Below are 15,702 nucleotides of genomic sequence, written 5' to 3' on the forward strand. Positions count from 1 at the left end.
ATACGGAATTTCACGACCAAAGGCTTAGATATTTTCATGCCGAATTTAAAGAACTATCTAAATGGGGAAAAACATTCAACAAATTTGCTTGATTACAAAAAAGGCTATCAAGAATTGTTCATTGTCTGTGTACATAAATAATTTTCCTTTGTTAGCTTGCAGATTCCGACATTATCTGTTATATTTAAAAAGAATTATTTTTGTTCGGGAAGATTGATAAGTGAAAAACTTTTCGTCTAATGATTGAGCAAGGGTAGTAACACAATGTGTGGATTCACACTAGGAGGCAACAACAATGGAACAAGGTAAAGTAAAATGGTTTAACGCAGAAAAAGGATTTGGCTTCATCGAACGCGAAAACGGAGACGATGTATTCGTACATTTCTCAGCTATCCAAAGCGAAGGATTCAAATCATTAGACGAAGGTCAAGAAGTTACTTTTGAAGTTGAGCAAGGTCAACGTGGACCCCAAGCTACTAACGTTCAAAAAGCATAATTTTAAATACAATATATAACGGACCCTACTTGTAGGGTCTGTTTTTTTGATTGAAAAAGCAATCATAAAAAAACCCTATTCACATGGAATAGGGAACATGAAACAAGTTTAGTAAATGGTAAACTCAGTATAACACACTAGGAATAGAAACCCTAATTTATCCGAAAAGTAAAAATTATCAAGCACTTTCGAAGCCTTGGATTCCCTGATATTACCCCATTCATTTCTTTTCCACCTCATATGTCCGATCCGTTCCCCATGGATAAAATGGCGGCATATCAGTGCTGCTTTTCATTTTGAATTCGGCTTTCCTTTTTTCGAGGAATGCTTCAATCCCTTCTAGTGCATCCGCTTGTTTTCCGGTCCAATGAATCATTTTCGATTCTATTTTATGTGATTCAACAGGATGGTTTGCACCGAGCATCGTCCACATTAACTGCCGGGATAGCGTCACAGAAACGGAAGATGTATTTTCCGCAATGTCTGTTGCAATTTCCATTGCAGCCGACATCAATTCGTCTGGCTCGACTATCTTATTTACCAACCTTCCCTCATATGCTTCACTGGCCGAAATCATCCTGCCGGTAAAAATCCATTCGGAAGCTTTACCCATTCCGACAAGCCTAGGTAAGAACCAGCCGCTGCATGCCTCCATCGTTATCCCCCGCCTCGCAAATACAAAACCCATTTTTGCATTTGATGAAGCAATTCTAATGTCCATGGGCAAAGTCATTGTTATGCCTATCCCGACTGCCGCTCCATTAATGGCCGCTATCATAGGTTTCTTCATCTCAAAAATCCGTAATGACAACATTCCCCCTGCATCGCGATATTCAACCAAAGGAGTGTGATCCATAAAGGTTTCTGCACCTTTTTCCAAATCCATTCCAGCACAAAAGGCATCCCCAGCGCCAGTTAAAATGACGGCTCGTACGTCATCATTTTCGTCCGCTTCATTAAAAGCGTGAATCATCTCCTCACACATCTTTTCATTGAAAGCATTCATTTTCTCAGGACGATTAAGAGTAACAATCATGACACGATCGACGATTTCACTAGTTATCGTGGAATACAATAACAGTCCCTCCTTCTCTCACAAATTGAAAAAATTCTATAGAAGTTAATTTTTACATATAATTACATATTATATGTTTTATTTTCAAATTCCTAGTGTTTTATTTTGACATACTGATAAATAATTTAAATATTCATGATAATCGCTCCTATTCTTGAAATTTTTTACACAAATAGGTAAAAAAGACCAGTCGCAAATGCAACTGGTTTTTTTGTTTACCAATATAAATGACAAGCAACGAAATGCCCTGGTTTTTGCTCTTTCCATTCAGGTACAGCACTGGAGCATATCTCCATTGCTTTAGGGCAGCGAGTTCGGAATACACAGCCGCTCGGCGGATTGATGGGACTTGGTACATCGCCTTTAAGTACGATTCTTTCCCGTTTAATAGTCGGGTCTGGTATCGGCACTGCAGAAAGCAAGGCCTGTGTGTATGGGTGAAGCGGATCTTTCGTTAAAGAATCACTATCCGAAAGTTCCATCATTCTTCCAAGGTACATGACTAAAATGCGATCTGAAATATACTTGACCATTGATAAATCATGCGCTATGAATAAATAAGTCAATCCCATTTCTTTTTGAAGCTCTTTTAATAAGTTGACCACTTGAGCCTGTATCGAAACATCCAAGGCAGAAATTGGTTCATCACAAACGATGAATTTAGGATTTAAAGCCAAAGCCCTTGCAATTCCAATACGCTGGCGTTGTCCCCCACTGAATTCATGGGGAAAACGGGTGATATGTTCCGGACTTAAACCAACCAGCTTTAACAGGTCTTCCACCCGTTTTCTTCGCTCTTTACCTTTTGATATCCCATGAATCGCAAGTGGCTCTCCAATCAATTCCTCCACCTTCATCCTTGGGTTCAAGGATGCGTAGGGATCTTGGAAAATCATTTGTATTTCACGGCGGATATGTGACATTTCCCCAGGTTTGTAATCGAAAATATTTTTCCCCTGAAAAAGAACTTCTCCATCTGTCGGTTCATATAATCGAGTGATTGTACGACCTGCAGTCGACTTACCGCAACCGCTTTCCCCAACAAGACCGACAGTTTCCCCTGGGTAGATTTTGAGATCCAAACCATCTACGGCTTTCAGCGATTGAGAACCGATAGGAAAATGCTTCTTCAGATTCTTTATTTCAACAAGAGGAGAATTTTCGTTGTATGTGTTTTCTTTTACGGCCTTATTTTTCAGTGAAACCATTGGTTCTCCTCCTTTATACATTAGTCGGTGCTTGTATCTGTGCTGCCTTGGCCATCGGGTGGTGCAGCCAGCATGCGGCTGTCTGACCTTCTTCCACTACTTCAAGCTCCGGATCATGGTCTTTGCACACTTTCATTGCTGATTCACACCTTGGGTAAAACGGGCATCCTTTTGGCGGATCTAATAAATCAGGTGGTGACCCGATAATCGGAACCAACGGAGCCGTTTTTTCCATATCCAGCCTCGGCACCGTTTTAAGCAAACCTCTTGTGTAAGGATGCTGCGGGTTTGAAAATATTGCTTCTACCGTACCCGTCTCCACAACCTTGCCTGCATACATGACGACTACCCGTTCACAAGTTTCCGCAACCACACCTAAATCATGAGTGATTAAAATGATGGAAGTATCCATTCTTCGTTGGATATCTTTCATCAGTTCCAAAATTTGCGCTTGTATCGTTACATCCAATGCAGTAGTAGGTTCATCGGCAATCAGCAATTTCGGTTCGCAAGCAAGGGCCATCGCTATCATCGCCCTTTGGCGCATACCACCTGAAAACTCATGCGGATATTGCTGCATCCTTTTTTCCGGCTGCGGAATACCTACTAGTTTCAGTGTTTCCAACGCCCGTTCGTATGCATCATTTCGGGACATGTTTTTATTATGCTTTAAAATGCCTTCCATGATCTGGATGCCGATTTTTGTCGTTGGATTGAGCGAAGTCATCGGATCCTGGAAAATCATGCTGATTTCATTCCCGCGAATCTTCTGCATTTCCTTTTCACTCATTTTAAGAAGGTCTTTACCACCAAAGTTTATCGACCCTTTTCCATACTCTGCCGGGGGTGTTTCCAATAATCTCATGATAGATTTCGCTGTAACACTTTTGCCGCATCCGGACTCCCCAACAATCGCAACGGCTTCCCCCTTTTTCACGCCAAAGTTCACACCGCGAACCGCTTGCACTTTACCTGCATAAGTATGGAAGGTGATTTGTAAATCGTTGACTTCTAATAGGTTCTCCATCATCGTCCCTCCTATTCTAGTAATATCAAATCATTATGTTAGGACTCATTTATTTCCGTAGTTTTGGATCTAAGGCATCCTGCAATCCGTCACCAGCCACATTGAACGCGAACATCGTTAAGGAAATCAATATTGCCGGGATTAACAGTTGATAGAAATTACCTACCAGAATGCTTCCCAGGGCATCACTTGTCAATGTTCCCCAGCTTGCCTGAGGTGCCGGAACTCCCAGTCCCAAAAAGCTAAGTGTCGCTTCGGCAAAAATGGCAGTAGGTACAGTCAACGTTAAATTGACAAGGATTGGTCCCATTGTATTTGGAATCATGTGTTTTCTTAAAGTCCAGCTCGTATTGGCTCCAGAGATGGTTGCAGCATGGATATATTCATTCTCTTTCAGTTGTAAAACCTGTCCACGTACCAGTCGCGCCATCGGAATCCACCCTGTAATCGACATCGCAATGATGATCGGCAGAATACCAGGTTTTAATACGACCATCATTAAGATAACCATCAATAGGTATGGAATCGCATAGATCACCTCAGCGAAACGCATCATGATATTATCCGTGCGTCCACCGCGAATGGCAGAAATCCCGCCATAAAGGACACCAATTAAAAAGTCGATCAGCGCTGCCATCAATCCAATGAACAAGGATATCCTTGCACCGTACCAAGCTCGCGTAAATAGATCCCTTCCTGATGAATCCGTTCCAAACCAATGCTCGCTATTTGGGCTAAGATTCTTTTTCTCGAAATCTTGTCCATAATAAGTATATCCGTTAATATACGGACCAAAAATCGCCATCAAGACCAAGAGGATTATAAGAACAAATCCAGTCATCGCCAGCTTATTTTCTTTAAATCGACGCCAGACGTCAGACCAATATGAAACTGTAGGTCTTGCTATTTTTTCAGCTTCCTTAAAGTTGCCTTCGGCGGGTTGGAACATATCTTCGGTTAAATGCACTTTATCTGCCATTATTTCTTCTCCCCCGTCACTTTAATTCTAGGATCAATCAACGTATAGGCTATATCAACAATGAATATCAATAGGATAAGCACCGCACTATACACAATTGTGGAACCAAGAATGACCGGGTAGTCTCTGTTGGATATTCCCTTTACGAACATATCTCCCATGCCCGGAATACCAAAAATACGTTCAATGATGAAGCTTCCTGTCACGATATTAGCCGTAAGGATGCCCAGAATCGTAATAATCGGCAATAACGCATTTCGAATCGCATGTTTAATTATGACACCGCTCCGTTTCAATCCTTTGGCCTTTGCTGTCAAAATGTAATCCTGCCCCATTACTTCAAGCATGCTTGTCCGCATCAATCTCGCGATGAAAGCAAGCGGCATCATCGAAAGGGCAATGGATGGTAAAATGGTATGCTGCCATGTCGCCCATGTAGCAACAGGGAATATATTCCATTTAATCGCAAAATAATTGATTAAAATAGTCGCCAGGATAAAGTTAGGAACGGAAATCCCTACGATGGCAATGACCATTGATAAATAGTCGGGCCATTTATTTCTTTTCAGTGAAGCCACTACACCCAAAATTAGCCCAAAGAAGATGGCAATCACCAATGCTTGTGCCCCTAAGTGCAAGGACACTGGAAATCCCTTCAAAATGTAATCATTCACGGAAATGGATGAGGATTTCAATGAAGGACCAAAATCAAATTGAACGACTTCCAATAAATAATTCCCATATTGGGTCAACAACGGCTTGTCCAATCCATAGTGGACTTGAAGGTTTTCATAAACAGCAGGAGGCATAGCTCCTTCTTTCGCAAATGGATTTCCCGGAATCGTATGCATTATGATGAACGTTAATGTAATAACAGCCCATAAAGTAATAATCGCCCATTTAAAACGGTTTAATGTATATCTCAACATGGTAATCACCCCAATCATCGATTTTCTAAGGAGTTGAAAACGGAAATGAATTCATGAAATATTCAAATTCGCAATTGAAAAATGGGGTATGTCCTTAATCGGACATACCTCCCATTTCACTTTTATCACTCTCTTACTTTTTATCCGCATAAATAAAGTTCGGATAAGCGTTAATCGGAGCATAGACTCCTGTAACATTCGATTTAACCATATATGGTTTTGTATAGAAGTAAACCGGAAGGATCGGCATTTCGTCAATCATGACTTTCTCTGCTTTATGCAAAGCATCCATGCGTTCTTTTGGATCCATTGTAGATTTTGCTTCTTTTAATAAATTATCATATTCTTTGTTTGACCAACCTGCATCATTATAGGCGCCGTCCGTTTCCCAAAGCATGAATGTCATCGGGTCAACATAGTCACCAACCCATCCTGCACGGGAAATTTCGAAATCGCCAGCTTTTTCACGGTCAAGCTTAACTTGGAATTCTGCATTTTCAAGTGTCACTTCAACACCCAGGTTATCACGCCACATTCCTTGAACCGCTTCAGCAATTTTCTTGTGTGAATCTAACGTGTTATACAAAATTGAAAACTCAGGTAATTCTTTCATGCCTTCTTCAGCAAGTCCTTCTTTTAACAATTTCTTAGCTTCGGTAACATCTTCATTAAATAGATTACCTGTATTTTCCTGGAAATCTCCAGATGCATCAGGAATACCCGGAGGGACTACGCCGAATGCAGGCTTTTGTCCGCCTTGAGCAACATTTTCGGTGATTTCTTTACGTTCGATAGCCATCGAAAGCGCTTTCCTTACTTTAGCATTATTGAAAGGTTTCACTTCTGTATTAAAGTTGTAATAGTAAACGGCAAGTTCTTTGCCCATTTTGAATTCTTTATCATCAGAATTGACCATTTGACCTTGAATATCCACTGGCAGTGGATAAGCGAGGTCCAATTCGCCACTCTGATACATTTGCCATGCTGTATTTTCATCTTCAATTAGAGCAAAGTTAACCGCATCCAATTTGATTTTATCTTTATCGTAATAATTTTCATTCTTTTCGATTTTCAGGCTTTCTTTATGTTTCCACTCCGTTAATTTGAACGGACCGTTTGAAACGTGTGTTTTTGCATCCAAAGCCCATTTTGGATTTTCTTCTTGTACCTTTTTATCGATTGGATAGAAAGTATAGAAAGAAGTCAAGTCAAGGAAATATGGTGTAGGCTGTTCCAAAGTAACGACTAATGTATGATCGTCTGTCGCTTTTACGCCTACGTCCTCTTCCTTCCCTTTCTTACTGTTGTAAGCTTCCCCGCCTTTAAGATAATAAAGTTGGTAAGCATAATCAGCAGCTGTTTCCGGTTTCAAAGCATATTTCCAAGCATATTCGAAGTCATTGGCTGTAAGCGGATCTCCATTTGACCATTTCAAACCATCTTTCAATTTGAATGTCCAAGTTAACCCATCCTCACTGATTTCCCATGATTCTGCAGAACCAGGTACGATTTTGCCTTCTTCTGTTTTCTTTGTCAGCCCCTCAAACGTATGTTCAAGGATCCAAGATTCATGAGTACCTTGCGCATTGGCAGGGTGAAGCGAACCAGGTTCACTTGAGTTGTTTACGTTTAATACTTTTGATCCGGATGAGTCACCCGAGCCGCCTTCTTTTTCATTCGAAGTTTCCTTCGAACCGCCGTTGCATGCCGCAAGCATAAGCATGATGGCCATAAGAAGAGCAAGCACTGAAAATTTAGACTTTTTCAAAAAATATTCCCCCTTATCTTTAATCTTTATAAGGATATTCCCATTTAAGAGATTATCCTTCTAGCACCTACTAATCTTCCGTATAGTACATATAATGTCAGCGAGGAAAGTTAGAAGCATTCATTGCAGGAATTCACCAAAAACAACTAGCGAACCGTTTGCATAAATCTGTATTTCTCCCTAAAAAAACGCATTAATGCAGTTTACTAGTAAAAAATCACCCTCTTTTCAACCTCGCTAAGGGTACTATACCTCGAATTAAAGATGTTGAATTTTAAGTATATTACGAATAAATCAAAAAATCAATAAACCGATGAGTACTTTTTCACAAGATAGTAATTATTTGCTAATCAATTCGATCTAGATACTAGGTAAAAAGAAATGATAACCTATTTGATGTAACATGACTTCCGACTTCCAGTGGTTTTTTCAAACACCTTTATGACAGTATTCATATAAGTTCGCTCGTCTATTTATTTCTAAACATTCTAACAATTCGAGTCAGGTTGGTTACTAAGACCACTTTCCTAGCAAACCATTCCCAATTCAATAATATCTTTTTAGCAGAATAATATTTTTTCTCCATAAAATATTGAGTTCTTTTTAATCAACTCCCAAATAACGGATAATAACTATGTAGGAATAAAGATATTCCCTCAGTTTCCCACCTATATGTACGCGGCAAATCCAATGAATAATGAACCCTTCCCTATTTATGATTAAATAAATATAATGACACGAAAAGTAAACAAATGCCTGCCACCTTTTTCGCATCCAATGGGATTCGTACGCCTCCAAATAAACCAAAATGGTCAATGACTGCCCCGATCAGTATCTGGCCTGCGATAACCCCGACCAATGCAGGTGCCACTCCAATCTGAGGGACGACCAATACTATCACAATGACATAAATAGCCCCTAACAGTCCGCCTATCAATTGCCATTTTGGTACAGACGCGATGGCAGAAATGTTTCCATTTCCCGCGAACAAAACAATAAATAATAAAGCGAGTGTCCCGATTCCAAACGAAATGAAAGAAGCTTCAATAACCCCCACTTTTTTCCCTAATCCACCATTGATTTGTCCTTGTATGGCAATGGTGATGCCGCCTAGGACCGCAAGCAACGGAAATAGTATCTTCACAATGATTTTGCTCCTTTTTATGTCCATCCGGACTGATTAATGAATCCGCACTCTATTTTAACATGAAAAATATGTATATTGTCCTTAAGTGATTTAAAATCATCAGTAAAGGGAGGGATATTCTACAAATAAAAAACTGGCACTATTGGCCAGCTGCAATGTTCTAATGCTAAACTATAATCTATTTGATCCCTGACTACTTTGTTGTCTTAACTGGGAATACTCTGTACTTAACAAGGAAAATACAAGGGCATCATGCGGTTGATCCCGAAGAAATAGATAACTTCGAAGGCTGCCTTCCTCTTTAAATCCAAATTTCTTCAACAGGTTTCTGGATGCAATATTATCCTTGAAAGTTAAAGCCGCAATTCGGTTTAGTCCCAATTCTTCAAAGCAATAGCGCAATACTTCGTTGACAGCTTCAGACGTAAAGTGATTCCTCCAATATTCAGGATGGATTTCATATCCTATTTCGGCCCGTTTGTTCGCAAGGCTCAATTGATTCAGGCCAACAGTACCGATGAATTTGCCTGAATCCTTTAAAATGACTCCCCACCGCAGCCCACGTTTGTTTATATAAGCACTTTTAAACGAGTCGATTAAGCGGCGGGCATCTTCAACTCGGGTTAAACTTTCTATTCCATCATATTTGGTCACTTCATCTTTAGAAAGAATTTCAAACAGACTCTCAGCATGATGGTGACCTATTTCGATTAAACGCAGCCTTTCTGTTTCCAATTCCTTAAACCACATCGAAGAATCCCCCCGGTATTTTCAGCTGTCTACTTTATTCTATTCGTGAAGAAGAGATACCTGTCTTAATGGACAATACTTTTTGAAAAAATCCCTTTCCTTAACATAAAATGCCGAGTCCTCATGGCCTCCCTTTGTAATCAAATCCCTGAAGATAGGGGAAGGATGACGCTGTAAACCGCCCCATTCCCGTCATTACCTTATATGAAATAGCAATTAGGATGGTTAGGAAACATTCCTATTGTCGGTAAACCATCATGGGTCTCACCAAAAAAAGCTTCCAGGATGACATTCAGTCCCGTCTCTGCAAAAAAAAATAGGCATGGTGTGCCCCCGATGAACCACTCCCTACTATACAAACATCACATGAGAGATTCTCTTCCAACATTAGATATTTTCTAGCTTCAAATGTATCTTTTCCAAAACACTTTCCCTGCCTTTAAATCCATTCAACCTCCACCCTAGGATAATTTATTAGATTCATCATTTTTAGTTCCATATAACTATATGTTTTGATGTTATTATTATTTCCCCTGACAAACATGGCTTGCAAACGTAAAATGATTCTTTATCTACATGAAATAATTCTTCCAATTTATCAAAAAGCCCTATGATTTTGGTTACCCTTAACACACTTCCGGGTTATATGGACCCTTAACATCATCTTCCCATTCGATACCTTTTTCCCATTCCAATAAAGAATGTTAATGAGCTAATTTTACACAAAACTATTTTTATAGCATACTATACTTCCAATCCAGATATTCTACTAGGAGGAATCAATATGAAGAAAATCATCCTTTTATCAGCACTGTCGCTATCCCTATTATCTCCAAAAGTTGCTCTGGGAGCCAATACTTACGAGGTGGCAAAAGGAGATACCTTAACGGAAATTGCTACTGAATATGATGTCAGCATTGACGAATTACTTAATACGAACCCTGCTATAAATGATGCAAATCAAATTCGAATCGGACAAATGATAACTCTTCCCACGTCCAACACCACAGTTAATCGTGAAGAAAGTCAATCAGTTGAACAGCAGGTCCTTAATTTAGTGAACGAAGAACGGTCAAAATCGGGCCTCCCTTCCCTCAAAATGGATACAGCCATTTCTAACGTGGCCATTCTGAAATCCGAGGATATGCGAGATAGTAATTATTTCAATCATACAAGCCCCAGTTATGGATCGCCTTTCGAAATGATGAAATCCTTTGGGATCAGTTACAAGTACGCAGGGGAAAATATTGCAGCAGGCCAACCTAGTGCGGATGCTGTCATGAAATCATGGATGAACAGCCCTGGACATAAGGCCAATATCCTGAACAAGAACTATACACATATTGGAATTGGTCATGTGACAGGAGGGAAATACACCCACTATTGGACCCAGCAATTCATTGGAAATTAAGTTAGAGGCGGCAGATTGCCGCCTCCTTTTTTTATCCTTATATTCCAAATCTGAAGCTTGCTATTATCCGTGTTTAGAGACTCCAAGTAAAATTATGCGGGGACCTTTCTAAAAGACGTCTTGCAGTTTGATCGCTTCAATAAAAAGTCATTCTTCATTTTTTTATTGGATGAATACTCTAGGAAAACACGTAAAGCAGTTATATCATACTATATTTCAATTGTCGTACTTATAAAAATAAAATTATGTTAAAATAGAATTCTCGACATAGGTACAAAGGAGCAATTGTAATGAAAATAGAGGTTGGCTCTGTTATCAACGAATTACGAATAAAACAAAATCTTACAAGAGAAGAACTTGCTAGGGATATGTGAACCTAATGCCCTGTCAGATTATGAAAGAAGCATCACTTCTCCAACCATTGATGAATTGGCACTTTTTGCGGATAAACTTAAAGTTGACCTGCCGTATTTCTTCACCACCAAAAATGAACCGATTTATAATTACATAGAAATCATTAAATTTTTGATAAACAAATACAAACGCACACGTAATTATGGAGCAATTTATGAAATCGTCCAAAAAGAAATGGCAACTGCACCGGAAAAATCGATATCGTTTTATCAATTCTTGAAATGGCATGAAGGTATCTCTTTTTTTTATTTGTACAATGACAAACAAAGAGCTATAGAATTATTGAATGAGGCCATCAAGATCTTCAATGAAGCAATGGAATTTATCGAGAATATTCCCCATGTGAATCAAGAAGGTTCCATTATCTTGAAGATCATTCATGGATTGGCACAAACATTGACTGAACTTCATTATTATCTGGAATCATTAAATTATACCCTTAAAGGGATCAACATATGTAATTCGATAGAATCATTATATTTATATGCGGAACTCCATCTATTAACTGGTAAGAATCTGGTTCATCTTCAACAACCTGAAAAAGGACTGCACTATATAAAACAATCCAAGAATTCATACGAATTGCCGAACATGAATTTTAAAGCATTTTGCAATGCTTATGTACTTCAATGGATAAAAAAAGATAGAGATTGCTTTGAAAAAAGCAATACTCTATCTTTTTTTTTAGCATTGTTAGTTCTCTCTTGCTCTGCCAATTTTCAGGAATGACTAATCTTTTTCAAGTTAAAAATGCTACTTTAAAACAATCATTACACTTTCAATAGCTATCCTATGTCAGCTATAATAGAAGAATGTAACCCAACTGGAGGAAAAAAAATTGTCTAATAGATTAGGTTTAGTGCTTGACGTAGAAACAACTGGTTTACGTCCCTCTTCAGATGAAATCATCGAGCTTGCTCTTATACTCTTTACATACAGCATTGAAACAGGGGAAATTATTAATCTTATTGATCAGGAATCATTTTTAAGGGAGCCTCTCTCCTATGGAGCAAGGAGGAATTATGATCAAGCGTACAGAATCCATGGAATTCCATACAGCTCCGTAGAAGGAAAAAGTTTTCACGATGAAAAAATAAAAGCCTTCATTGCCCGTACCGATTCGATTTTCGCACATAATGCCTCTTTCGATAGAAGTTTTCTTTACCAAATGTATCCGGAAATCAATGATCAAAAGTGGTTCTGTACGATGCGGAATGTACCTTGGAAGCAATACGGATTTGAGAATAGTAAACTCTTAACATTACTGCAGGCACATAATATCACAAATTTCCAAACACACAGGGCTATGGACGATATATCTTACCTAATGGAACTCATGAGAAAACCAGGACCTTCTGGCCATCCTTACTTAAAGGAAGTCATAGCAAAAAATCCAATGAAGAAATATGCACCTGCTTCTCAAAAGACAAGGGTATAGCTGATTGCATAATGACTTCATTGTACAGGCTGCACCAAAGTTTTGGCACAAACAAACCGTTTTATCGCAAATTGCTCATTCCATGAGAACAGGAATACATTTCTTTACGATGGGTGTTATTTTAGGGGCACTTTTATTTCCCTGCATTTCACTTATTACCTGATATTTATTAAAAAACAGCGACCCATGACGGGTCGCTGTTTTTTGATCATTATACAGTTGCTTCTTCCTGTTTTTCATTTAATGCGCCGTTCAATTTCTTATACCGATAAATAAAGTAAAGAAGTGATAATATTAATGCCACAACGAGGAATATGGCCAATATGCCAAGATTATGCCACATGAAGCTATAATCTCCTGTTGAGATGACTGCACGGAAAGCATTAATAGAATATGTCATCGGTAGGAACGGTGTGAATCCTTGCAGGAAGCCAGGAACTAATTCATTTGGGAATGTTCCGCCACTGCTGGTCAGTTGTAGAATCAATATCAATAATGCTATGAACCGGCCAGGATTGTCAAAGGCCGAACCCAGGAACTGAATGATTGCCATGAATGTACAGCTAGCAAGAATGCTTACTGCAAAAAATAGCGGCAGGCTCGTAACATTGATTCCAAGTCCTAAAATTAAAATCGAGTCCACCAATATGGCTTGACAGATTCCTATGAGTGCCATGACGCTGTATTTACTAATAAACCAGCTAAATCCACTCGCAGGTTTAACAGCAGGATCTTTTAACGGGAAAATGATCGTCAGAACGATAGCCCCGATAAATAAACTTAATGAAATTAAATATGGTGCAAAACTAGTACCGTAGTTCGGGACATTATTAATTGGTAATTTATCCACTTTAACTGGGCTTGCAAACATGTCATATACTTCTTCATTGGACTTTATCTTGCCTGCTTCATTTGCCCCATCACTTAATTCGTCATGTAATTCTGCAGATCCATCTGAAAGTTTGGCGATTCCATCTTGTAACTTAATGGCTCCATTCGCCAGTTCTCCCATTCCGCTAGTAAGGCTGGATGAACCTTCCTTCAACTTATCCGTTCCTGTAACCAGACCTTTCGAACCTTCGGAAAGCTGTGAGGTTCCACTTGATAATTGCTTGGAGCCATCTTCAAGCTGATCAAGCCCGCTTACCAAGTTATCGCTGCCTTCGGTTAACTGTCCAAGCCCACTTTGTGCTGAATCTATACTATCGCCAAATGTTGTCAAGCCAGATACCAATTGACCTTGACCATTTTTCAGTTCATTCGCCCCATTGGCGAGTTTATCCTGAGCTTGCTTCAATTGAGTGAAACCGCCGCTTATTGCAGTCGTGCCTTCACCTAACTGATTAGCTCCAGCACTAAGACTATTTGAGCCTTTAGCAATTTCAGTTGCACTTGCCGATAGTTTACCTACTCCTTCAGATACTCCTTTACTACCGTCACTGATGCGGGTTAGAGAAGTAATCACTCCCTCCAAACGCGCTTTCTCTGCAGGATCATCCGCAGCTTCAGATTGTTGTTTCAATCCGGAAATTACCTCATCCAAACCTGCCGAAACTTCAGATGCCCCAGCTTTTGCTTCGTCCGATGCTGCACTCCATTCAGACAATGAACCTGAAAGTTGGGAAGCTCCAGCAGCTACACCAGTTGCTCCCTCTGTCAAAGCGGGCAGCTTTTCTTCAATTTGATTGAAGCCCTCTAATGACTGTTGCAGTCCAGAGGCCAATTCACCAGTACCCGCTTCAGATTTCTTGGCTCCTTGCAAAAGCTCGGATTGCCCATCTTTCATTTGTCCAACACCAGAGCTAAACTGTTGTAACCCTTGATTGAGTTCTTTTGATCCTGCAGCTGCCGAACCGACCCCATTCGAAAAAGTCAATGATTTTTCAGCTAATTTTTCCAGGTTTTCATGGATTTCGACAGAACCTGAATGAAGGGAATCAATTCCTTCATCGACTTTTTTGGAACCTTCTTTAGCCGAGTTAATCCCATCACCAAGATCATTTGATCCGTTCTTCACTGTATCTGTTCCATCTTTCAATTCTCCAGCTCCGTCACTGGCACTTTTGAGTCCGTCAGCCATTTCGTTCAAATTATCGAACATTGACTCCGCATAGGTTTTCGTAACGGCTGACGAAACCTCCCCTTTAATTCTCTCCGAAGCTGCGTCACCTATTTTAGTGGAAATATAGTTGAACCCTTCATTGGACGTATAAATGAGATCAAGTTTTTCCGGATTGTCCTCCTGTAAGGTCGTTGCATTTTTGGAGAAGTTTTTCGGGATTTCTATTTTCATGTAATAATCTTGTTTTTCCAGGCCTTCATTTGCTTCTTTTTGACTGACGAAATGCCAATCGAAGTCCTTCTTTTCCTTTAACTCCTTGACTAAATCTTTTCCTATTGTAAGTTCCGATTCATTGAACTCTGCACCCTCATCCATATTGACAATGGCAACAGGCAATTGGTCCACCTTACCATATGGATCCCAAAATGCCCACAGGAAAGTGCCGCTGTATAATAAGGGAATCAGTATGATCCCTATTATGGAAATGAGTATCATAGGATGTTTTATTATGGCTAAAAATTCACCCTTTAAAGATTTTAACACGCCAACCAAGCCCTCCTATACGACGAATATGCCGTTTATTTAATCTATCTCGGTGAAAAACGGATTGAAGAATACATATTTAACTCATTTGCTTCTGTAATATATATTTGAAATTCACTATCTTCACCTTTATTATATATTACTTTTTATGCCAACAGTAACTAATGACTATATTGTTCATTTGGTCATTATCACTAAAATAATATAACATTTATCCATTCTTTTATCAATATTTTTTCACTGTCTTCCATCCTATATTTACTATTTATCTCTTTATATGCTGTTTAGATTGCCTTTTTACTGATTAAGACCTTATCATCGGCTGATAAAATGCCCTCTATATTTCATGGCAAAAAAGGGTATCCATAATGGATACCCTTCAGACTGTAGACAAACTCGATGAAAATCGAGTTTGTCTATTTTTATGGCTTGTACAATTTGGACGTTGATTGGAA

The 15,702-nt window shown here is 39.3% G+C and carries 13 protein-coding genes; 4 read left to right on the forward strand and 9 right to left on the reverse strand.

What is annotated here, in order from left to right:
• The first annotated feature begins 295 nt into the window (after nucleotides 1-295).
• Nucleotides 296-496: a cold-shock protein gene (locus tag ACFX4I_RS24375; RefSeq protein WP_029714163.1), complete on the forward strand. Its 201-nt coding sequence runs from the start codon at nucleotides 296-298 to the stop codon at nucleotides 494-496.
• A 220-nt stretch (nucleotides 497-716) separates the two neighbouring features.
• Here the strand turns inward: ACFX4I_RS24375 and ACFX4I_RS24380 are convergent, their stop codons facing one another.
• From ACFX4I_RS24380 to ACFX4I_RS24415, 8 genes are all read right to left on the reverse strand, one after another.
• Complete coding sequence (locus ACFX4I_RS24380; protein ID WP_221408330.1) at nucleotides 717-1,571, reverse strand: crotonase/enoyl-CoA hydratase family protein; 855 nt, start codon at nucleotides 1,569-1,571, stop codon at nucleotides 717-719.
• A gap of 215 nt (nucleotides 1,572-1,786) precedes the next feature.
• On the reverse strand, nucleotides 1,787-2,779 hold the full coding sequence (locus ACFX4I_RS24385) for an ABC transporter ATP-binding protein (protein ID WP_377423633.1): 993 nt from the start codon (nucleotides 2,777-2,779) through the stop codon (nucleotides 1,787-1,789).
• Nucleotides 2,780-2,792: 13 nt separating this feature from the next.
• Nucleotides 2,793-3,806 (reverse strand): ABC transporter ATP-binding protein, encoded by a 1,014-nt coding sequence (locus ACFX4I_RS24390; protein ID WP_230303735.1) that lies wholly within the window; start codon nucleotides 3,804-3,806, stop codon nucleotides 2,793-2,795.
• 49 nt (nucleotides 3,807-3,855) lie between these two features.
• On the reverse strand, nucleotides 3,856-4,785 hold the full coding sequence (locus ACFX4I_RS24395; RefSeq protein WP_053535169.1) for an ABC transporter permease: 930 nt from the start codon (nucleotides 4,783-4,785) through the stop codon (nucleotides 3,856-3,858).
• Complete coding sequence (locus ACFX4I_RS24400) at nucleotides 4,785-5,714, reverse strand: ABC transporter permease (RefSeq protein ID WP_141994689.1); 930 nt, start codon at nucleotides 5,712-5,714, stop codon at nucleotides 4,785-4,787. Before ACFX4I_RS24400 ends, ACFX4I_RS24395 begins: the two co-directional genes overlap by 1 nt.
• 133 nt (nucleotides 5,715-5,847) lie before the next feature.
• Entirely contained in the window at nucleotides 5,848-7,482 is a 1,635-nt protein-coding gene (locus ACFX4I_RS24405) for a peptide ABC transporter substrate-binding protein (protein ID WP_377423635.1), read from the reverse strand.
• 709 nt (nucleotides 7,483-8,191) lie between these two features.
• On the reverse strand, nucleotides 8,192-8,626 hold the full coding sequence (locus ACFX4I_RS24410; protein WP_076369604.1) for a DMT family transporter: 435 nt from the start codon (nucleotides 8,624-8,626) through the stop codon (nucleotides 8,192-8,194).
• 174 nt (nucleotides 8,627-8,800) lie between these two features.
• On the reverse strand, nucleotides 8,801-9,379 hold the full coding sequence (locus ACFX4I_RS24415) for a GNAT family N-acetyltransferase (protein ID WP_377423638.1): 579 nt from the start codon (nucleotides 9,377-9,379) through the stop codon (nucleotides 8,801-8,803).
• A 784-nt stretch (nucleotides 9,380-10,163) separates the two neighbouring features.
• Here ACFX4I_RS24415 and ACFX4I_RS24420 point away from each other — a divergent pair.
• The 3 genes from ACFX4I_RS24420 to ACFX4I_RS24430 all read left to right on the forward strand — a co-directional run bounded on the left by ACFX4I_RS24420 (nucleotide 10,164) and on the right by ACFX4I_RS24430 (nucleotide 12,642).
• Nucleotides 10,164-10,790: a CAP domain-containing protein gene (locus ACFX4I_RS24420; protein ID WP_377423640.1), complete on the forward strand. Its 627-nt coding sequence runs from the start codon at nucleotides 10,164-10,166 to the stop codon at nucleotides 10,788-10,790.
• Between the two features lie 357 nt (nucleotides 10,791-11,147).
• Nucleotides 11,148-11,933 carry a hypothetical protein gene (locus ACFX4I_RS24425; protein ID WP_377423642.1) on the forward strand — a complete coding sequence of 262 codons (786 nt, stop codon included), beginning with the start codon at nucleotides 11,148-11,150 and terminating at the stop codon, nucleotides 11,931-11,933.
• A 109-nt stretch (nucleotides 11,934-12,042) separates the two neighbouring features.
• A complete protein-coding gene (locus ACFX4I_RS24430; protein ID WP_377423644.1) occupies nucleotides 12,043-12,642 on the forward strand; it encodes an exonuclease domain-containing protein in 600 nt (199 codons plus the stop codon).
• A gap of 211 nt (nucleotides 12,643-12,853) precedes the next feature.
• Here ACFX4I_RS24430 and ACFX4I_RS24435 read toward each other — a convergent pair whose 3' ends face one another.
• A complete protein-coding gene (locus tag ACFX4I_RS24435) occupies nucleotides 12,854-15,247 on the reverse strand; it encodes a YhgE/Pip family protein (protein WP_377423646.1) in 2,394 nt (797 codons plus the stop codon).
• Between the last annotated feature and the right edge of the window lie 455 nt (nucleotides 15,248-15,702).

Origin of the sequence: Peribacillus sp. YIM B13472, assembly GCF_042788005.1 — a bacterium.
In the GTDB taxonomy this organism is placed as follows: Bacteria; Bacillota; Bacilli; order Bacillales; family DSM-1321; genus Peribacillus; species Peribacillus simplex_E.